Source organism: Kingella sp. (in: b-proteobacteria), from assembly GCF_030527935.1.
GTDB lineage: Bacteria > Pseudomonadota > Gammaproteobacteria > Burkholderiales > Neisseriaceae > Kingella_B.
The window spans coordinates 1-18,968 of the sequence record NZ_JAUMZV010000022.1 but is presented as its reverse complement, the minus strand read 5'-3'; the positions used below and the strand labels follow the sequence as shown (position 1 = coordinate 18,968).

Sequence of the window (18,968 nt, the reverse complement as noted above, 5' to 3'; positions counted from 1 at the left end):
AGGGCGGATTTTATACTATGGGGTGAGGGTAAAGCAGATAGCTTGGTTGATACACTTTTAAAAACCAGCTTGGTTATTTTCATACTTGTTTGATTTATATTAAAAAAAGGAAGAAATTAAAATCCAAGCCAATGGTGTAAAGGCAAAAAGTTCAAGTATCCAACCAATGAAGAATTTTTCACGCATAAGGGAAAGATATTCATTGATTTCACGGTCTCCATTGGTAACAATTTCCCCTGTCGGGCTTTTAATTTCTTTAATCAAGCCATTTTTAACACCTTTGTCAGGCACATCAAACACGTTTCTTGTCCATAATAAAACACCAGTTGATTACTCGGCAGTGTTGTTAACTGATAGGGTTTACAAAATTGTTCTACACCAATGCAAGGAGCATGAAATATTTGCTGCCCTTCATGAATAATATTGATTCCCGAACGAGGAAATTTCTTTGAAGTATTGGTTCGCGATTGCAGTTCAATTACATTTGTTATAACAATTTCTTGTAAATCATTTCTTTTAATTAATCTTAAAAGTCCATCATTGTATTGATGAACACTATAATAGAACCAACCATAAGGGGAAAGTTTTATAATTAGTTCAATATCTAATTTGAATGGTTTGTTCATAAATAATGGTTCTATATTAAATAGAGCGATATGGTTGATGTGCGATGGCAGCCTGAAAAACAAACTTTCAGGCTGCCTTTTACTGCTTACCCCGCGCAGCCGCTTGTTGATACAGCCACGCTTGCATCACTCTGAATCACCCGCGCCACCAGTGCTTTCTCTCGCCCCTGCATATTCGGAATCTGCACCTGAATGCCGTTGCCCGCCGCCACGTCCACAAATTCATTTTTGCGCTTCATCTGCTCCAACACGATGAGCTGGTTGCCGCGCGGGTGGATAATTTCCAGCGTGTCGCCCAGCGCAAAGCGGTTTTTCACGTCTATGGTTGCCCAGCCATCGGCATCTACATCGCGGATTTGCCCAACAAATTGGCTTTGCTTGGCGATGGAATGCCCGTAAAGATAGTTTTGATAATCCTGTGTTTGGTGGCGTTCCAAGAAGCCGCTGGTGTAGCCGCGATTGGCTAGCCCTTCCAATTCGGCGAGCAGGTTGTAATCAAATGGTTTGCCTGCGATGGCATCGTCAATGGCTTTGCGGTAGGACTGGGCGACGCGGGCAACGTAGTACACGGATTTGGTGCGCCCTTCTACTTTCAGGCTGTCTACACCAATTTCGGCGAGCTTGGCAACTTGCTCAATGGCGCGTAAGTCTTTGGAATTCATAATATATGTGCCGTGTTCGTCTTCCATAATCGGCATCATTTCGCCAGGGCGGTTGCTTTCTTCAATCAGGAAGACTTTGTTGGCGGCGGGGTGGCGTTGTTGTCCGTTGATGCCTTCAAAGGCGGCGTTGGCTTCTTCTTGGGCAGCCTGAAAATTAAAGCCGCTGAGGGTTTTCACGTCGCCCATGTCGTCGGTTTCGGTGTCGTGGACTTTGTAGTCCCAGCGGCAGGAGTTGGTGCAGGTGCCTTGGTTGGGGTCGCGGTGGTTGAAATAGCCCGACAGCAGGCAGCGACCGGAATAGGCGATGCACAATGCGCCGTGTACGAATACTTCTAGCTCCATGTCGGGGCATTCTTGGCGGATTTCGGCGATTTCGTCCATGCTCAATTCGCGCGACAGGATGATGCGTTCCACGCCGATTTTCTGCCAGAATTTCACGCCCCAGTAGTTGGTGGTGTTGGCCTGCACGGACAGGTGCACGGGCATGTCGGGGTATTTGTCGCGCACTTCCATAATCAGGCCGGGGTCGGCCATGATGAGCGCGTCGGGCTTCATGGCGATGAGGGACTGCATGTCGGCGTGGAAGGTTTTGAGCTTGCTGTTGTGCGGCAGGGTGTTCACGGTGAGGTAGAATTTTTTGCCGCGTGCGTGCGCTTCGCTGATGCCTTGTTGCAGCACGTCTAGCTTGGTAAATTCGTTGTTGCGGGCGCGCAGGGAGTAGCGTGGACTGCCAGCGTACACGGCATCTGCGCCGAAGTCAAAGGCGGTCTGCATGCGTTCTAGGCCGCCTGCGGGGAGTAGGAGTTCGGGGGATTTTTTCATTGTTGATTGCTCTTGATGATGTTGCTTAAAAGTGCGCTATTTTAGCGCGTTTATGGTTTTCAGGCTGGCTAATGTGGTGGGAATGGGGTGGGCAGCCTGAAAATGGGGCGTTGGTGGTTTGCTGATATTTTGCCAACCAGCGCATCATTATTTATCCATTTATCCCGCATTCAACACGGTATTTTGACGATAAGCCGTTGTCGTTCTATTTTGAATTTTTCAGGCTTTCTTTGGGCGATGATGTACAGACAGAAACTTTTGCTCTCCCAACAGCAGCCTGAAAAATAAGAAATGCCGTCATTCCCGCGTAGGCGGTAATCTTGTTTGGCATTCAGAAACTTTCGTAAAAACAATTCATTGCGTAAATTTAACCAAGATTCCCGCCTACGCGGGAATGACGGACGTTACTATTTCTTGTGGCATTTTTAGGTTTTGCAAAGGTTTCAGGCAGCCTGAAACGCAGTCCAACGTAGCTAAAATGGGTTGGGATTGGATGATTGGTGCGGGCTTAAGAACCTGTATTTACTATTTTAATGGACAGATTTGATGACATAAAAGCGTGGATACAAGGCAAAAAGCGCAGCAAGGTTAAATACCTTGCGGGCATTTTTAACGCAGTAGCTACGTTTTTAGGGCATTAAAGATGCCTATGAAAATAGTGAATACAGGTTCTACATGGTTTAGTGTCTCCACTCAATTTCGCTACGCAAACCGCCCAAATTCCACTAGAATGCGCGTTTTCTCATTTCCCCTTGTTTACCATGATTTACTTGTTAATCAGCATATTAGCCAGCGTTTCCGTGTCCGTGTTGCTCAAAGTGGCGCGGCAAAAGCAAATGGGTTTGGCGCAAGCCATTGGCGTGAATTATGCGGTGGCGACGCTGCTGACCGCCGCGCTGCTTGAACCCAACTTTGCCAACTGGCAGCAAACGCTGTTGCCGCACGCATGGCTGTTTGGCTTGCTGGGCGTGTTGCTGCCCAGCGTGTTTGTGATAATGGGCAAGGCGGTGCAGCAGGCGGGGATTGTGAAATCGGATGCGGCGCAACGGCTGTCGCTGTTTTTGCCTGTGCTGGCGGCGCTTGCGCTGTTTGGCGAAACGCTCACAGCGCATCGGGCGGTGGGCTTGCTGCTGGCGTTTGCCGCGCTGGCGTGTTTGTTGATTAAGCCGCAGCAAGCGGTGGGCACAGGCAGCCTGAAAACGCAAGCTGTTTATTTGCTTGGCGTGTGGCTGGGCTACGGCGTGATTGATATTTTGTTTAAGCAGCTTTCCAAAACGGCGGGCACGGGCAGCAATTTGCTGGTGATGTTTGCGCTCGCGGGCGTGCTGATGGCGGGCTATTTGCTGGTGCAGAAAACGCGCTGGACACGCGCCGACATCATCGGCGGCATGGTTTTAGGCAGCCTGAATTTTGTGAATATTTTGTTTTATCTGAAAGCACATCGCGCATTTAGCGGCAACCCCACGCTGGTGTTTGCAGGCATGAATATGGGCGTGATTGCGCTGGGCACGCTGGCGGGCGCGGGGGTGTTTAAAGAGAAATTGAGCGCGTTGAACATCGCGGGCGTGCTGCTGGCGTTGGCGGCGGTAGGGTGTTTGTTTTATGGGGTGGGGTGGTTTTGATGGGATGCTGTTTGGCTTATATTTGGGTTTGCATTGTTGATTAAAATGGACATGATGCGGTGTTGCTAACGCGCTTAATTTCTACATGCAGCCTGAAAACTAGAATGGGCATAAAATGGCAAGAGCTGATTGCTAACCAATGTGTATGTTGTATGGCTGCGTTTGCTGTTTTCAGGCTGCCTAAAATTGCATCGCCACGCGCGCAAGCTGAACCATTGCCCAAATGCTTACCAGCAAGCCTGCGCCCAATCGCAGCCATTTTTTTTGCAACAGCGTGCGCAGTTGGGTGGCGAACAGCCCTGCGGCAATCAGGTTGGGCAGCGTGCCCAGCCCAAAGGCGAGCAAATACAATCCACCCCACAGCGCGGAGCTGCTGCCCAGCGCGTAGAGCGAAGCGTTGTACACCAAGCCGCAGGGCAGCCAGCCCCACAGCATACCTGCGCCAAAGCAGGCGGGCAGGCTTTGAATGGGCAAGAGTTTGTTGAGCAGCGGGTTGAGCCGTTGCCAGATGGGTCGCCCGATGTGTTCAATTTTGGCTGCCCATGCAAGGATGTTGGCAAGATAAAGCCCTGTGAACAGCAGCAGCAGGTTGGCAAGGGTGGCGAGAATGAGTTGCAGGGTATGTGTGTGGGCGAGCGTGCTACCGAGCTGGGAGAGTGCGCCCATCAGCGTGCCGATTAGGGTGTAGCTGGTGAGCCTGCCCAGATTGAGCAGGATGATGAGCCAATGGCGTTTAATGTGGGGTGGCAGTTGCAGGGCAAAGGCAGTGGACAAGCCGCCACACATGGCGATGCAATGCGTGCCGCCAAAAAAGCCGAGCAAAAATAGGGTAAACAGGGTTACGGTGGGCATGGGGTGGCGCGGGCGTAAAAAGGGTGGGATTTTACTGGTTTTGCGGTTTTCAGGCTGAAACCTTTGTAAAATCCAAAATAAAACATGCAATAAATTGTTTTTACGGAAATTTTTTAATATCAAATCAAGATTTCCGCCTATATGGGAATGACGGCATTTCTTGTGTTTCAGGCTGCTGTCAGGGGTTTTGCAAAGGTTTCAGCCTGAAAAGGGATACGCCGTTAAAGTATTGCAGGCTTATTTCTCTCAACCTATTGTGTAAACAACGCGGTTGATTTCTACATTTGTCTTGTGGTGTTACAATTGAAACATAAAAGGCAGCCTGAAAACGAATTGCTCAACCCAAAATCCAACCCTGTTTTCAGGCTGCCTTTATATAGACCCTTTACTTGATAAGCACTCCCATTTTGCATACAATCCCGCGTTTTGCAAAAATTAACAGAAAGCCCCCAAATGGCAGCATACAACACCCAAAAAGTTCTCACCGTACACCATTGGACAGACGCTTATTTCAGCTTCACCTGCACGCGCGACGAAAGCCTGCGCTTTGAAAACGGGCAATTCGTGATGATTGGCGTAATGGGCGACAACGGCAAACCCATCATGCGCGCATACAGCATCGCCAGCCCCAACTGGGAAGAACACCTAGAATTTTTCAGCATCAAAGTGCAAGATGGCCCACTCACCAGCCGCCTGCAACACATCCAAGTGGGCGACGACATCTTCATCAGCAAAAAGCCCACGGGCACGCTCATCGCCAGCGACCTAAACGATGGCGGCAAACATCTCTACCTATTATCAACAGGCACAGGGCTTGCCCCATTTTTAAGCATCACGCGCGACCCCGATATTTACGAGCAATTTGAAAAAGTCATTCTGGTGCACGGCGTGCGCCACAAACAAGATTTAGCCTATTACGACCATTTCACCCAAAGCTTGCCCAACCACGAATTTCTCGGCGAAATGGTGCGCGAAAAACTGATTTACTACCCCGTTGTCTCGCGCGAACCCTTTGAACACCACGGACGCTTAACCGACCTAATGAAAAGCGACAAACTGTTTGACGACATCGGCCTGCCCCCCATCAACCACCAAGACGACCGTGCCATGCTCTGCGGCAGTATGCCCATGAATGCCGACACTTCCGCCATTTTAGACAGCTTCGGCTTGGTTGCATCCCCCAAAACAGGCGTGCGCGGCGATTATTTGATTGAACGCGCCTTTGTAGAACAATAATTCAGATGTTTAGGCAGCCTGAAAACCATAATCTAAATAGTCGTTTCACACAGTCTTAGACAAGGCGGCGAGCCGAAGATAGTACAAGTAGTACAGCAAGGCGAGCCAACGCAGTATAAGACTGTGTGAGACGACTATATTTTCAGGCTGCCTAAACATACTTTTTTTGGTGGTGTCCTAAAAAGTATGCTGACATAAAACGTCAAGCCAATAACGACATTTCTATCGTACAAAATTTCCTGTTAAAACAGCGGAATTTGGCTAATTTAAATTACTAAAAAAAACAAGCAGCATACTTTTTAGGACACTACCCTTTTTTTATCATGGCACAACGCTCCAAATCTTCCCCCGCATGGCTGCACGAACACGTCAACGACCCCTATGTAAAACGCGCACAAAAAGACGGCTACCGCGCCCGCGCCGCCTATAAACTGCTGGAAATCAACGAAAAAGACAAGCTCATCAAGCAAGGCACAGTTTTAGCCGATTTGGGTTCCGCCCCTGGGAGTTGGTCGCAAATCGCCGCAAAGCTGGTGGGCAAAGCAGGCAAGGTGTTCGCGCTAGACATCTTGCCGATGGATGCGCTGGATGGTGTGGATTTTATCCAAGGCGATTTTCGTGAAGAAACCGTGTTAGCCGAGTTTGAACGCCTGCTGGATAATCGCCCGCTAGACCTTGTAATTTGCGATATGGCGCCCAATATGTCGGGCAACGACACCATAGACCAAGCGCGGAGCTTTTATTTATGCGAGCTGGCGTTAGACTTTGCCCGCGAACATTTGAAAACAGGCGGCGCGTTTTTGGTGAAAGTGTTTCAAGGCTCGGGTTATCAAGAATACATGGCTGCCATGCGCGAAGTATTTGCCACCGTGCAAACGCGCAAACCCGATGCTTCGCGCAATCGGTCTAGTGAGATTTATTTATTGGGCAAGAATAAGCGTTAGGCAGCCTGAAAACACTATACAATCCATTTTCCATCTTTTAATCAAAATCAATAGGAGTTTGTTTCTGTGGGAAGCAACTTAAAAAATCTCATCGCAGGGGCGATTTTATTTTTGGGCATCGCCTTTGGTTTGCAGTATATGCGCGAAACCAAAGTGGATAACCAGCAAATTGAATATTCCCAATTTATCCAACAAGTTAAAGCGGGGCAAATCAGCAGCCTGAATATTGAAGGCTCGCCCATTGGCTACGAAATCAAAGGCGAGCGCAAAGACAAAACCACGTTTAAAACCAACGCGCCGATGGACGACAAATTGGTAACGCTGCTGGTGGACAACAAGGTGCGCTTTAAAGTAACGCCCGAAGAAAAACCGGGCTTTTTAAGCAGCCTGTTTATGAGCCTGCTGCCTGTTATCCTGTTGATTGGCGCGTGGATGTGGTTTATGCGGATGCAATCGGGCGGCGGCAAAGGTGGCGCGTTTTCGTTTGGCAAAAGCCGCGCCAAGCTGCTGGATAAAGATACCAACACGGTAAAATTTGCCGATGTGGCAGGCTGCGATGAAGCCAAAGAAGAAGTGCAAGAAATCGTGGATTATCTGAAAGCTCCCGACCGCTATCAAAGTTTGGGCGGGCGTGTGCCGCGCGGCATTTTGCTGGCGGGCAGCCCAGGGACGGGCAAAACCTTGCTCGCCAAAGCGATTGCGGGCGAAGCAGGCGTGCCGTTTTTCAGCATTTCGGGTTCGGATTTTGTGGAAATGTTTGTGGGCGTGGGCGCAAGCCGTGTGCGCGATATGTTTGAACAAGCCAAGAAAAACGCGCCTTGCATTATTTTTATTGACGAGATTGACGCGGTGGGTCGCCAGCGCGGCGCGGGCTTGGGCGGCGGCAACGATGAGCGCGAGCAAACGCTGAACCAGCTTTTGGTGGAAATGGATGGCTTTGAAAGCAATCAAACCGTGATTGTGATTGCGGCGACCAACCGCCCCGATGTGCTAGACCCTGCGCTGCAACGCCCCGGCCGTTTTGACCGCCAAGTGGTTGTGCCGCTGCCTGATATTCGCGGGCGCGAGCAGATTTTGAAAGTGCACGCGCAAAAAGTGCCGCTGGATAGCAGCGTGGATTTGACTTCGCTGGCGCGTGGCACACCTGGGTTTTCGGGCGCGGATTTGGCGAATTTGGTCAATGAAGCCGCGCTGTTTGCGGGTCGCCGCAATAAAGTAAAGGTGGACCAAAGCGATTTTGAAGACGCGAAAGACAAAATCTACATGGGCCCTGAACGCCGCAGCATGGTGATGCACGAAGACGAAAAACGCGCCACCGCCTACCACGAAGCGGGGCACGCGATTGTGGCGGAAAGCCTGCCGTTTACCGACCCTGTGCACAAAGTAACCATTATGCCGCGCGGGCGCGCGCTGGGCTTGACTTGGCAGCTTCCCGAGCGCGACCGCATTTCGTTATACAAAGACCAAATGTTGAGCCAGCTGGCGATTTTGTTTGGCGGGCGCATTGCCGAAGATATTTTTGTGGGGCGCATTTCTACGGGTGCATCCAACGATTTTGAACGCGCCACGCAAATTGCCCGCGATATGGTTACGCGCTATGGCATGAGCGAGCGCATGGGCGTGATGGTGTATGCGGAAAACGAAGGCGAAGTGTTCTTGGGGCGCAGCGTTACCCGTTCGCAAAATATTTCCGAGAAAACGCAGCAAGATGTGGATGCCGAAGTGCGCCGCATTTTGGATGAGCAATACGCCGTTGCTTATCAAATTTTGAGCGAAAACCGCGACAAAATGGAAACCATGTGCAAGGCGTTGGTGGAATGGGAAACCATTGACCGCGACCAAGTGCTGGAAATTATGGCGGGCAAGCAGCCCAGCCCGCCCAAAGATTACAGCCATAATGTGCGCAGCAACGGCGATGTGATTGATGGCGTGGAATTTGAAACGCTGCCTGAAATTGATGAGCCGCAAGATGCGGGCGATAAAGTCAGCATCGCCAAACCGCAGCCTGAAACGGCTGAAACGGCGGATGAAGCAGCGCAAGCCGTTGAACCAGCGGAGCAAGCGGCTCATCCATCTGAAAACAGCCAAGAGCCACAAGACAAGGCGTAAACCCAACAAAGGCAGCCTGAAAACGGATAATAAGTTTTCAGGCTGCCTTTTGCGTATAATGCAGCGTTGGTGCGGCAGCCTGAAAGCCGCCCGCGTTATCCCTATCCCAAAGCATTTATTATGAAAAAATTATCTCTTGCCACCATCGCGCTGTTGTTCGCCGCGTGCAGCAGCACAACTCCCACGCAATACTACCAACTGCCCGACAGCGCGTTCAGGCTGCCTGCCCAACTCAACCCCGCGCAAAGCGTGGGCGTGAAAATTGTGCTTGCCGCGCCCATCAATGGCGACAGCCTGCTCTACCAAAGCGATGAACACACGCTCATGTTTGCGCAAAACAACCTGTGGGCATCGCCGCTAGACCAAGCCCTTGCCCGCGCGTTGGCGAACAAACTCAACGCATCAGGCAGCCTGAAATACCAACCCGCCGATGCGGGCAACCCGCAGCTTACGGTGTACATTGACCGCTTCCAAGGCAGCTATCGTGGCGAAACCGAAATCAGCGGCTATGCGCGTTGGCAAAACGGCGCACAAATCCCGTTTCACGTTACCACGCCGCAGCACGGCGATGGCTACGCGGCGATGCTCAACAGTTTGGACAACGGCTTGGCAAGCGTTGCCCAACAGATTGCGCGATGATGCGGCAGCCTGAAAACGGCTTGCCCATCATGGTGCGAAATGATTTTCAGGCTGCCTATTATTGCCTTGCTCGTTATTAGGCAGCCTGAAAATCCATTCAGCGCAAACCCCAACTGCCCTTTTCCATTTTCAGGCTGCCTTTGGCGATATAAATTTACCCGCATCACATAGCCGCCCTGCTTAGGCAGCCTGAAAAGCAAAAGGCAGCCTGAAAACCTTTGCAAAACCTGCAACCGATGGAGCGTCGGCGGCTCGCCGACATTTTGTTAATCAACCAAACTATATTGAATCAACTATTTGGTGACGAGCCGTTGCCGCTCCATTTTGGTTTTCAGGCTGCCTCACTTGTTTACTCACCCCACTCCCCCAACCATGCACCAATTCTCCATCCACACCCCCAGCGGCGAGCATCTCGGCTTTCTGGTGATGCTGGCAGACGATGAAACCCGCCCCCTGCCCGAAAGCGGGCAACTCGCCCTGCAAATCCAGCCCGCCGCGCAAGGCAGCGCACTTGCCCGCCTTGCCCAAGCGCAAACGCTCTACTGGCAGCTTACCCGCGACCACGTTCGCATCCACGACGAAGACGGCGACCACCGCGCCAACATCCGCCAAGAATGGCTGCTTATCGGCGGCGAACGCTATCTGCTCAACGACTTAGAAGGCAGCCTGTAATCATGGAAAGCCTGTATATTCTTATCCCCATCAGCATTCTGCTGGCTTTTTTGATTGGCTACTTTTTTTGGTGGTCGGGCAAAAACGGGCAGTTTGACGACCTAGAAGGTCCCGCCCATCGCATCTTGATGGACGATGACGACACCTACAACAAAACCCCACCAAAAGATACGCCATGAATCACGCCAAAGAAAAAAACGATTTCTCATTCGCCACCAGCCGCCGTTTTGCCCCACTGTTTGGCACACAATTTTTGGGCGCGTTAAACGACAACTCGTTCAAAACCACGCTGTTTGTGCTGATTAGCTTTTACGGCTTGGGCAAAAACGATGCCATCCCATCGGAGCAAATGCTCAACGTGGGCGCGTTGCTGTTTGTGTTGCCCTATTTTCTGTTTTCATCGTTTTCAGGGCAGCTTGCCACGCGCTACAACAAAGCCCGCATCGCCCAAGCCACCAAGCTGCTGGAAGTGGGGATTATGGTGGCGGCAAGCGTGGGGTTTTACATCCATTCCGCGCCTTTGCTGTTGCTGTGCCTGTTTATGATGGGCGTGCATTCCACGCTGTTTGGACCGGTTAAATACGCCATCTTGCCCGAATACCTTGCCGAAAAAGAACTCATCATGGGCAACGGCTTGATTGAATCGGGCACGTTTATCGCCATTTTGCTCGGGCAAATTATTGGCACGGCGGTGGCAGGCGAAAGCCCGCTGATTTTGGCAGGCTGGGTGGTGTTGATTGCCATCTTGGGCTTGGGCACCAGCGCAGCCATGCCCGCCGTTGCCGCCAAAGAGCCCACGCTAAAACTGGATTGGAACATCGCCCGCAGCACCACCAACCTGATTGCGCAAACCCATAAGCAGCCTGAATTGTTCACCGCCATCATGGGCATTTCGTGGTTTTGGTTTGTCGGCGCGGTGTACACCACCCAACTGCCCACCTTTGTGCGCATCCATTTGCACGGTAACACTTCCGTGTTCAACCTAATGCTCACGCTGTTTTCCATCGGCATCGCGTCAGGCTCCATCGCCTGCGCCAAAATTAGCAAAGGCGCGTTGAAACTTTGGCTGGTAAGCGCGGGCGCAATCGGGCTGACCATTTGCGGCAGCGCGTTGGTGTTTGTGTTATACGGCAACCCGTTTTTAGGCAGCGGGCACGAATTGCAAGGCGCAAGCGTGTTCTTATCGCAAGGCATGGCGTATCCCGTTATCCTGCTGATGATAGGCATCGGCTTTTTTGGCGGTTTCTTCTCCGTGCCGCTGTACACATGGCTGCAAACCGCGTCATCAGACGAGTTCCGCGCCAACGCCATCGCCGCCAACAACATCATCAACGCCGTGTTTATGGTCGCCGCCGCGCTGTTGAGCATTGTGTTGCTCACGCTGTTTAACAGCATTTTGCTGCTGTATTTGGTGGTTGCCTTGGGCAACATCGGCTTTTTGTATTATCTGGGCAAACGCGCCCCGCAGCTGTTTAAACGCGGCTAGTTTGCTCGTTATAGGCAGCCTGAAAACGGTGTTGCGATGCACGATGCACCATTTGGCGGCGTTACCCGTTTAACACCGTTATCGCCTACCGCTTTCAGGCTGCCTGATTCGCTTAACCTGATTGACACCATCATCATCATGACCACACCTACTCCACCGCAGCCTGAAACCCCACAACCGCAAACCGCCACCTCCGCCGCCGCGCAGAAAAAACGCAAAACCATCGTGATTTGGCTGCGCGTGATTGCGTTGCTGTTTGCAGGCTTCTTTTTGCTCAGCCAATGCGGCATGAGCAAGCCCAAAGCCAAAGCCGCCATCGTAGAAAGCTGCATCCAAAACGTGCCACACGCGCCCAAATGGCAGCAAGACCTTGCTAAGCGCAGCCTGAAAGACCCAGACGGCGCGCTGGTTGCCCAATATTGCGTGTGTATGTGGGACGAGCCGCTGCAAAAACTTTCCGCCCAGCAAATCCAATCGTTCGCCAAAATCAGCCCCACGCAGCAATTAGAACTGCTGGGCGGCGCAGAAGCATTCAACCACCGCGATGCCCAATGCATCGCCAACCTAGGAGCAAAAAAATGATAACCCCCGCCAACACCGCGCTGCTGATTGTGGACATTCAAGAGCGGCTGCTGCCCGCGCTGCATGAACACCAAGCCTTTCTCACCGCCTGCCGCCAATTCATCACAGGCGCAAACCTGCTGGGCGTGCCGCACATCATCACCGAGCAATACCCCAAAGGGCTAGGCGCAACCGTGCCCGACATCGCCCTGCTCACGCCCGATGCGCCCAAATTCAGCAAAACCCAGTTCTCCGCCTACACCGCCGAAGTCGCCGCCGCGCTGCAATCAAGGCAGCCTGAAAACATCGTGCTTATCGGCTGCGAAACACATATCTGCATGCTGCAAACCGTGCTGGATTTGCGCCAACAAGGCTACAACGTGTTTATTCCGCAAGAATGCGCCACTTCGCGCACCGCCGCCAACAAAGCCAACGGCTTGCAGCAAATCCAAGCGGCGGGCGGCATCGTCAGCAATATTGAAAGCCTGCTGTTTATGCTGCTCAAAGACGCGCAGCATCCGCAGTTCAAAGCGATTTCTAAATTGATTGTGTGATGGGCAAGGCGCAAGCCACACGCTAAAAGGCAGCCTGAAAACGTGTTTATCTTTTTTTCAGGCTGCCTTCTATTCATTATTGGCCACCCAAATCCATCCCCCGCCCCACCCGTTACTCTGCTAAAATCGTACGTTTTTTAATCCATCCGCAAAGGAACACAAATGATTGATTTCGCACACGCCGCCGATGGCGCAGTTGCCGCCAGCCAAAGCCCTTGGTCAGCCATTTTGATGTGGCTGCCGCTGTTTGCCATTATTTATTTTATGATGATTCGCCCCAACCAAAAACGTGAGAAAGCCCGCCAAACCATGATTAGCGAGCTAAAAAAAGGCGACCGCGTGTTGCTTGCCGCAGGCTTTTACGGGCGCGTGATTAAAGCGGGCGAACAAATTTTCACCATTGAGCTGGCGCGCGGCGTAAACATTGAAGTGGACAGAAACGCCATCGCCGCCAAAGTGGATGCCAACGCCACCACGCCCGAAGCCGCCAACACCACACCGCCCGCCGCCGAATAATTTTCAGGCTGCCTTAAATAGCCAAACCCATCAACAAGCAGCAATGGCACGTCCCTTGCTGTTTTCCACGTTTTACCATCCTTTCAAGGCAGCCTGAAAAGCCCCAAAGGCAGCCTGAAAACCCAAGGAAAAAACATGAATCGTTATCCGCTTTGGAAATACCTGCTGATTGCGTTCACGATTGTGCTAGCCATTGTTTACACGCTGCCCAATCTATACGGCGTAACCCCAGCCATCCAAATTTCCACCAACCGACAATCCATCACCATTGACAGCAACACCGAAAAAACCGTTGCCGATGCGCTGCAAAAAGCCAACATCCAGCACGGCGGGATGTTCATCGCAGGCGGCAGCCTGAAAGTGCGCGTGTCCGATGCCACCAAAATCTCCGCCCGCGATGCCATTGATGCCGCGCTGGGCGAAGGCTACATCGTGGCGCAAAACCAAATCGCCAACAGCCCCGAATGGCTGGAAAAAATGGGCGCAAAACCCATGTTTCTCGGCTTGGACTTGCGCGGCGGCGTGCATTTCACCATGCAAGTGGACATGAAAGCCGCGCTGGATAAAACGCTAGACCGCTACGCAGGCGACATCCGCCGCACCATGCGCCAGCAAGATATTCGCGTGGGCAACATCCGCAAGCAAGACAACAGCATTATTGTGCCGTTTCAAGACGAAGCCGATATGCAAAAAGCCCTGTCCGAGCTGCGCAAAATGCTGGATGGCGCGCAAATCAGCAACAATAACAACGAAATCACCGTGGTGCTGCCCGATGCCCTGCTGGCGCAAATCCGCAGCGATGCCGTAAAACAAAACATCACCACGCTGCATAACCGCGTAAACGAATTGGGCACCGCCGAACCTGTTATCCAACAAGCAGGCACCGACCGCATTGTGGTGCAATTACCCGGCATGACCGACACCGCCAAAGCCAAAGACATCATCGGGCGCACCGCCACGCTGGAAGTGCGCATGGTCAGCACCGATATGGCGCAGCTTGCCCAAGCGCAAAACGGCAATATTCCCGATGGCTACGAATTACTCAGCGACAACGAAGGGCATCAATATTTGGTGAGCAAGCAAGTGGAACTCACGGGCGACAACATCAACCAAGCGCAAGGCAGCCTAGACCAGCAAACCAATCAGCCGATTGTGAGCCTTGCGCTGGATAGCTCGGGCGCGTCCACCTTTGCCGATTTAACCACCGCCAACAAAGGCAAAATCATGGCGATGGTGTTGATTGACCAAGGCAAAGCCGAAGTGGTAACCGCGCCGCGCATCAACGAGCCGATTACAGGCGGGCACGTGCAAATCACAGGCATGGCAAGCCTTGCCGAAGCCAATGACGTTGCCTTGCTGCTGCGCGCAGGTTCGCTTGCCGCGCCGATGAAAATCATTGAAGAGCGCACCATTGGGCCATCTTTGGGCGCGGAAAACATCACCAAAGGCATCCATTCCACCGTGTGGGGCTTTGTGGTGGTGGTGGCGTTTATGGTGGTGTACTACCGCTTGTTTGGCGTGTTCTCTGCCGTTTCGTTATCGGCTAACTTGTTGTTCTTGTTTGCCATCTTGTCTGCCCTGCAAGCCACGCTCACGCTGCCAGGTATCGCCGCGATGGCGTTAACGCTGGGCATGGCGATTGACTCCAACGTGTTGATTAACGAGCGCATCCGCGATGAACTGCGCGAGGGCAAAAAAGCCCAAATCGCCATCAAAGAAGGCTACGACCACGCTTGGGACACCATTTTGGACTCCAACTTGACTTCGCTGATTGCGGGCATCGCGCTGCTGATTTTCGGCACAGGTCCCGTGCGCGGCTTTGCGATTGTGCATTGCTTGGGCATTGTTACTTCCATTTATTCATCCGTAGTCGTGTCTCGCGCCTTGGTGAATTTGTGGTATGGCAATCGCAAAAAACTGCAACATCTTTCCATCGGCGTGCGCTACCCTGCCGTGCTAGACAAAAAAGAGGAGGCTTAATATGGAACTCTTTCATTTTAAACGCGATATTCCGTTTATGAGCTATGGCAAGCTCACCACGTTTATTTCTTTGGCAACGTTTATTCTCGCCGTGATATTTTTGTTTACGCGCGGGCTGAATTTGTCGGTGGAATTTACTGGCGGCACGCTGATGGAAGTGGAATACGCTTCGGCGCAAGGCGCGGATTTGAACAAAGTGCGCCACAGCCTAGACACACTGAAAATGGGCGAAGTGCAAGTGCAAGCCTTGGGCACAAACAAACACATCATGATTCGCCTGCCCAACCGCGAAGATTTGTCTTCCGCGCAGCTATCCAATCAAGTGATGGATTTGTTGAAAAAAGACAGCAGCGATGTGAGCCTGCGCCAAGTGGAATTTATCGGCCCTGCGGTGGGCGATGAGCTGGTAAGCCACGGTTTAACCGCGCTGGGCATGGTGATTTTTGGCATCATTATTTACTTGGCGTTTCGCTTTGAATGGCGGTTTGCCGTGTCTGCCATCATCGCCAATATGCACGATATTGTGATTATTCTGGGCTGCTTTGCCTTTTTCCAATGGGAATTTTCGCTAACGGTGCTGGCGGGCGTGCTAGCCGTGTTGGGCTATTCGGTGAACGAATCGGTGGTGGTGTTTGACCGAATCCGCGAGAATTTTTACAAAGGCTCCATGCGCAACCACAGCGTGCCCGAAGTAATTGACAACGCGATTACGCACACCATGGGGCGCACCGTGATTACGCACGGCTCAACCGAAGCGATGGTGATTTCCATGTTGATATTTGGCGGCGCAGCGTTGCACGGCTTTGCCATGGCTTTAACCATCGGCATTGTGTTCGGGATTTACTCTTCCGTGCTGGTTGCCAGCCCGCTGCTGCTGATGTTTGGGCTAGACCGCCATAATATTGTGAAGCAGAAAGTGCAAAAAGAAGAGGCGGTGGTGTAACGTTTACCGCTGTTTCCAATAGTTTCAGGCTGCCTTATCGGGGATGATAGGCAGCCTGAAAATTATTTGGGAGGTGTCCAAAAAGTATGCTGGCTTGATTATTGTTGATAGCAAGCAGTACTGATTAAAAGCTCTGCAATCTGTTCTCTCTTCTGTGGCGGAGAAAGGAACAGCAGTACAGCTAACGTGGTTGATTTCTAAGAAGTTACAACGACGTGAAATACAGTATCTATTTGTTTGTTTACTGTTTAAAGTTCAAAGTCTTCCAAATCTTCGGTTTTCACTTCGGCATCAATTTGCCCAATCAGGTAGGACGAGATTTCCACTTCTTGTGGTGCAACTTGTACGTTGTCGGATGAAAGCCATGCGTTAATCCACGGAATGGGGTTTTGCGTGGCTTTTTCAAATGCGGGCGGCAAGCCTACGGCAAGCATGCGGGCGTTGGTGATGTATTCAACGTATTGGCACAGGATGTCTTTGTTTAAGCCTATCATGCTGCCGTCTTTGAATAGATATTCTGCCCATTCTTTTTCTTGGTTGGCAGCTTTTTTGAAAAGCTCAAAGCATTCGTCTTGCAATTCGGCGGCGATTTCTGCCCATTCTGCGCCTTCTGCGCCGCCGCGCATTAGGTTGAGCATATGTTGCGTGCTGGTTAAATGCAGGGCTTCGTCGCGGGCGATGAGTTTGATGATTTTGGCGTTGCCTTCCATCAATTCGCGCTCGGCAAAGGCAAACGAGCAGGCGAAAGAAACGTAGAAACGGATGGCTTCTAGCACGTTGACGCACATTAGGCAGAGATAGAGTTTTTTCTTTAATTCGCGCTCGGATACGACTATGGTTTGGCCGTTTACGCGATGTTCGCCTACGCCTAACAGGTTGAAATATTGGGTGTATTCAATCAAGTCATCATAATAGCAGGCGATGTCTTCGGCGCGGGCGATGATGTATTCGTTTTGCACGATGTCGTCAAACACGATGGATGGGTCGTTGACGATGTTGCGGATGATGTGGGTGTAGCTGCGGCTGTGGATGGTTTCAAAGAATGACCATGTTTCAATCCATGTTTCCAGCTCGGGCAGGGAAACAACGGGCAATAAGCCAACGTTGGGGCTGCGCCCTTGGATGCTGTCTAGCAGGGTTTGGTATTTTAAATTGCTGATAAAGATGTGTTTTTCGTGCTCGGGCAGGTTGGCGTAGTCAATGCGGTCGCGCGATAAATCCACTTCTTCGGGTCGCCAGAAGAACGAGATTTGTTTTTCAATCAGCTTTTCAAAGGCTTCGTATTTTTGCTGGTCGTAGCGGGCAACGTTGACGGGCTGCCCGAGAAACATGGGTTCTAGCAGAGCGTTGTTGGGGTTTTTGGGGAAGGTGCTGTATTGCATGACAAGGTGTTCGCAAGACATTTTTTTATCCTTTTGGGTGTGTGAAAAAACGGGGGGGATTATAGCATTTTCAGGCTGCCTTTTTGCTATTGAGCAAGGCAGCTTGAAAATGGTTTTATCGTTGATGCGCGGGGCAAAGCGGTTGGCGCGGCGCTGTTGGGATGGATTATCTGGTTATGCAGACGGGGCTAACTGCGCTAAAATCCGCGCTTTTCATTAGGCAGCCTGAAAAGGCGGTTTTTCGTTTTAGCTTCGCTGAAACTCGCTGCTCTCGTTTTCAGGCTGCCTTTGATTTACACGAAAGCTCATTATGTCTTACTCACTCAATAATTTGAAACTCAACACCGCGTTTGCGCACATTCAAAAAGGCAACTATAAAGCCGCTGCGCCCATCATCCGCCAGTTTGCCGAGCAGGGCGATGTGGATGCGCAATACCAATTGGCGTTTATGTATGAACAAGGCTTGGGTGTGCCAACCGATTTTGCTGCTGCCGCCAAGTGGTATCTCGCCGCTGCCGAGCAGGGCGATGCTGCCGCGCAAATGAACATCGCCATGCTTTACGAAGATGGGCTGGACGGCATGCCGCAAGATTACGCCGCCGCGCTGAAATGGTATTCCGCTGCTTTTGAGCAGGGCGAATGGGATGCCGCCAACTCGCTGGCGCATTTTTATGCCGAAGGGCTGGGAGTGCCGCAAGATTACGCCCGCGCGATAACCTATTGGCAAGCCGCTGCCGAGCAGGATGACGACGAAGCCTTGTATAACTTGGGCGTGTGCTATGACGATGGCTTGGGTGTAAAAAGCGATTACGCCCGCGCCGCCGAGTATTACCAACGCGCTGCCGAGTTGGGCAACAACAATGCGATGGTGAATTTGGGGATGCTGTACCAAGAAGGCTATGGCGTGGCAAAAGACGAAACCCGCGCCGCGCAATGGTTTCGCCACGCCGCCGAATTGGGCGATGCCGATGGGCAGCTTAATTTAGGCTTTGCCTACGCCGAAGGCTCGGGCGTGGAATTTGATTACCAAGAAGCACGAAAATGGTGGCAAGCCGCTGCCGAACAGGGCAACAAAGAAGCGGTGCGCGCGCTGGCGGTGTTGGAGAAAGTCATCCAAGAAGAAAGTTGAACGCATTAAGGCAGCCTTGCTCCTTTGTCCAAATCTTTGATTTGGGTATAAAGGGGTATGCCGCAGCGCAACGCGCAAGGTTGAAACGAGACTTTGTTGCAGTCTTGTTGGGGTTTTCAGGCTGAAACCTTTGCAAAACCTGTAATCGATGGAGCGTCGGCGGCTCGCCGACATTTTGAAAGGGGCTGTCCTAGATAACTCAGGAAATTCACATTAAGTTAGAATTTCCCCTA

Annotated in this window: 22 protein-coding genes; 16 read left to right on the top strand and 6 right to left on the bottom strand. The window is 51.6% G+C overall.

Annotated elements, in window-relative coordinates:
• Positions 1–99: 99 nt before the first annotated feature.
• The 3 genes from Q4A85_RS08235 to yegQ form a co-directional block, all read right to left on the bottom strand.
• The gene (locus Q4A85_RS08235) at positions 100–264 is read right to left on the bottom strand and encodes a hypothetical protein (RefSeq protein ID WP_303109333.1); all 165 of its coding nucleotides are present in this window, start codon (positions 262–264) and stop codon (positions 100–102) included.
• On the bottom strand, positions 261–626 hold the full coding sequence (locus Q4A85_RS08230) for a hypothetical protein (protein WP_303109332.1): 366 nt from the start codon (positions 624–626) through the stop codon (positions 261–263). Before Q4A85_RS08230 ends, Q4A85_RS08235 begins: the two co-directional genes overlap by 4 nt.
• 86 nt (positions 627–712) lie before the next feature.
• Positions 713–2,110, bottom strand: a complete 1,398-nt coding sequence (yegQ, locus tag Q4A85_RS08225) for a tRNA 5-hydroxyuridine modification protein YegQ (protein WP_303109330.1) — start codon at positions 2,108–2,110, stop codon at positions 713–715.
• Positions 2,111–2,212: 102 nt separating this feature from the next.
• Between yegQ and Q4A85_RS08220 the strand changes: the two genes are divergently transcribed.
• The 3 genes from Q4A85_RS08220 (at position 2,213) to Q4A85_RS08210 (ending at position 3,732) form a co-directional block, all read left to right on the top strand.
• Complete coding sequence (locus Q4A85_RS08220) at positions 2,213–2,398, top strand: hypothetical protein (protein ID WP_303109329.1); 186 nt, start codon at positions 2,213–2,215, stop codon at positions 2,396–2,398.
• 106 nt (positions 2,399–2,504) lie between these two features.
• Entirely contained in the window at positions 2,505–2,657 is a 153-nt protein-coding gene (locus Q4A85_RS08215; RefSeq protein ID WP_303109327.1) for a hypothetical protein, read from the top strand.
• Positions 2,658–2,871: 214 nt separating this feature from the next.
• A complete protein-coding gene (locus Q4A85_RS08210; RefSeq protein WP_303109325.1) occupies positions 2,872–3,732 on the top strand; it encodes an EamA/RhaT family transporter in 861 nt (286 codons plus the stop codon).
• Positions 3,733–3,912: 180 nt separating this feature from the next.
• On the opposite strand, the gene Q4A85_RS08205 is transcribed toward Q4A85_RS08210, so the two are convergent.
• The gene (locus tag Q4A85_RS08205; RefSeq protein WP_303109323.1) at positions 3,913–4,584 is read right to left on the bottom strand and encodes a sulfite exporter TauE/SafE family protein; all 672 of its coding nucleotides are present in this window, start codon (positions 4,582–4,584) and stop codon (positions 3,913–3,915) included.
• 453 nt (positions 4,585–5,037) lie between these two features.
• Here Q4A85_RS08205 and Q4A85_RS08200 point away from each other — a divergent pair, with 453 nt between their 5' ends.
• From Q4A85_RS08200 to Q4A85_RS08185, 4 genes are all read left to right on the top strand, one after another.
• Complete coding sequence (locus tag Q4A85_RS08200) at positions 5,038–5,820, top strand: ferredoxin--NADP reductase (RefSeq protein ID WP_303109321.1); 783 nt, start codon at positions 5,038–5,040, stop codon at positions 5,818–5,820.
• A 323-nt stretch (positions 5,821–6,143) separates the two neighbouring features.
• The gene (rlmE, locus tag Q4A85_RS08195) at positions 6,144–6,764 is read left to right on the top strand and encodes a 23S rRNA (uridine(2552)-2'-O)-methyltransferase RlmE (protein WP_303109319.1); all 621 of its coding nucleotides are present in this window, start codon (positions 6,144–6,146) and stop codon (positions 6,762–6,764) included.
• Between the two features lie 90 nt (positions 6,765–6,854).
• Positions 6,855–8,873: an ATP-dependent zinc metalloprotease FtsH gene (gene ftsH / locus Q4A85_RS08190; protein ID WP_303109370.1), complete on the top strand. Its 2,019-nt coding sequence runs from the start codon at positions 6,855–6,857 to the stop codon at positions 8,871–8,873.
• A 120-nt stretch (positions 8,874–8,993) separates the two neighbouring features.
• A complete protein-coding gene (locus Q4A85_RS08185; protein ID WP_303109317.1) occupies positions 8,994–9,512 on the top strand; it encodes a membrane integrity-associated transporter subunit PqiC in 519 nt (172 codons plus the stop codon).
• On the opposite strand, the gene Q4A85_RS08180 is transcribed toward Q4A85_RS08185, so the two are convergent.
• Entirely contained in the window at positions 9,446–9,676 is a 231-nt protein-coding gene (locus tag Q4A85_RS08180; RefSeq protein WP_303109315.1) for a hypothetical protein, read from the bottom strand. The genes Q4A85_RS08185 and Q4A85_RS08180 overlap by 67 nt on opposite strands.
• A 136-nt stretch (positions 9,677–9,812) precedes the next feature.
• Here Q4A85_RS08180 and Q4A85_RS08175 point away from each other — a divergent pair, with 136 nt between their 5' ends.
• The 8 genes from Q4A85_RS08175 (at position 9,813) to secF (ending at position 16,224) form a co-directional block, all read left to right on the top strand.
• A complete protein-coding gene (locus tag Q4A85_RS08175; protein ID WP_303109310.1) occupies positions 9,813–10,184 on the top strand; it encodes a hypothetical protein in 372 nt (123 codons plus the stop codon).
• A 2-nt stretch (positions 10,185–10,186) separates the two neighbouring features.
• The gene (ccoS, locus tag Q4A85_RS08170) at positions 10,187–10,363 is read left to right on the top strand and encodes a cbb3-type cytochrome oxidase assembly protein CcoS (RefSeq protein WP_182077712.1); all 177 of its coding nucleotides are present in this window, start codon (positions 10,187–10,189) and stop codon (positions 10,361–10,363) included.
• The gene (locus Q4A85_RS08165; RefSeq protein WP_303109307.1) at positions 10,360–11,670 is read left to right on the top strand and encodes an MFS transporter; all 1,311 of its coding nucleotides are present in this window, start codon (positions 10,360–10,362) and stop codon (positions 11,668–11,670) included. Before ccoS ends, Q4A85_RS08165 begins: the two co-directional genes overlap by 4 nt.
• A gap of 138 nt (positions 11,671–11,808) precedes the next feature.
• On the top strand, positions 11,809–12,252 hold the full coding sequence (locus Q4A85_RS08160; RefSeq protein ID WP_303109368.1) for a hypothetical protein: 444 nt from the start codon (positions 11,809–11,811) through the stop codon (positions 12,250–12,252).
• On the top strand, positions 12,249–12,785 hold the full coding sequence (locus Q4A85_RS08155; protein ID WP_303109305.1) for an isochorismatase family protein: 537 nt from the start codon (positions 12,249–12,251) through the stop codon (positions 12,783–12,785). Before Q4A85_RS08160 ends, Q4A85_RS08155 begins: the two co-directional genes overlap by 4 nt.
• A gap of 162 nt (positions 12,786–12,947) precedes the next feature.
• Positions 12,948–13,301: a preprotein translocase subunit YajC gene (yajC, locus tag Q4A85_RS08150; protein WP_303109303.1), complete on the top strand. Its 354-nt coding sequence runs from the start codon at positions 12,948–12,950 to the stop codon at positions 13,299–13,301.
• Between the two features lie 135 nt (positions 13,302–13,436).
• Positions 13,437–15,281 carry a protein translocase subunit SecD gene (gene secD, locus Q4A85_RS08145; protein WP_303109301.1) on the top strand — a complete coding sequence of 615 codons (1,845 nt, stop codon included), beginning with the start codon at positions 13,437–13,439 and terminating at the stop codon, positions 15,279–15,281.
• A gap of 1 nt (position 15,282) precedes the next feature.
• Positions 15,283–16,224, top strand: a complete 942-nt coding sequence (secF, locus tag Q4A85_RS08140; protein ID WP_303109299.1) for a protein translocase subunit SecF — start codon at positions 15,283–15,285, stop codon at positions 16,222–16,224.
• A gap of 248 nt (positions 16,225–16,472) precedes the next feature.
• Here the strand turns inward: secF and nrdB are convergent, their stop codons facing one another.
• Positions 16,473–17,606: a class Ia ribonucleoside-diphosphate reductase subunit beta gene (gene nrdB / locus Q4A85_RS08135; RefSeq protein WP_303109366.1), complete on the bottom strand. Its 1,134-nt coding sequence runs from the start codon at positions 17,604–17,606 to the stop codon at positions 16,473–16,475.
• A 310-nt stretch (positions 17,607–17,916) separates the two neighbouring features.
• On the opposite strand from nrdB, the gene Q4A85_RS08130 reads away from it, so the two are divergent.
• The gene (locus Q4A85_RS08130) at positions 17,917–18,735 is read left to right on the top strand and encodes a tetratricopeptide repeat protein (RefSeq protein ID WP_303109297.1); all 819 of its coding nucleotides are present in this window, start codon (positions 17,917–17,919) and stop codon (positions 18,733–18,735) included.
• The last annotated feature ends 233 nt before the right edge of the window (positions 18,736–18,968 follow it).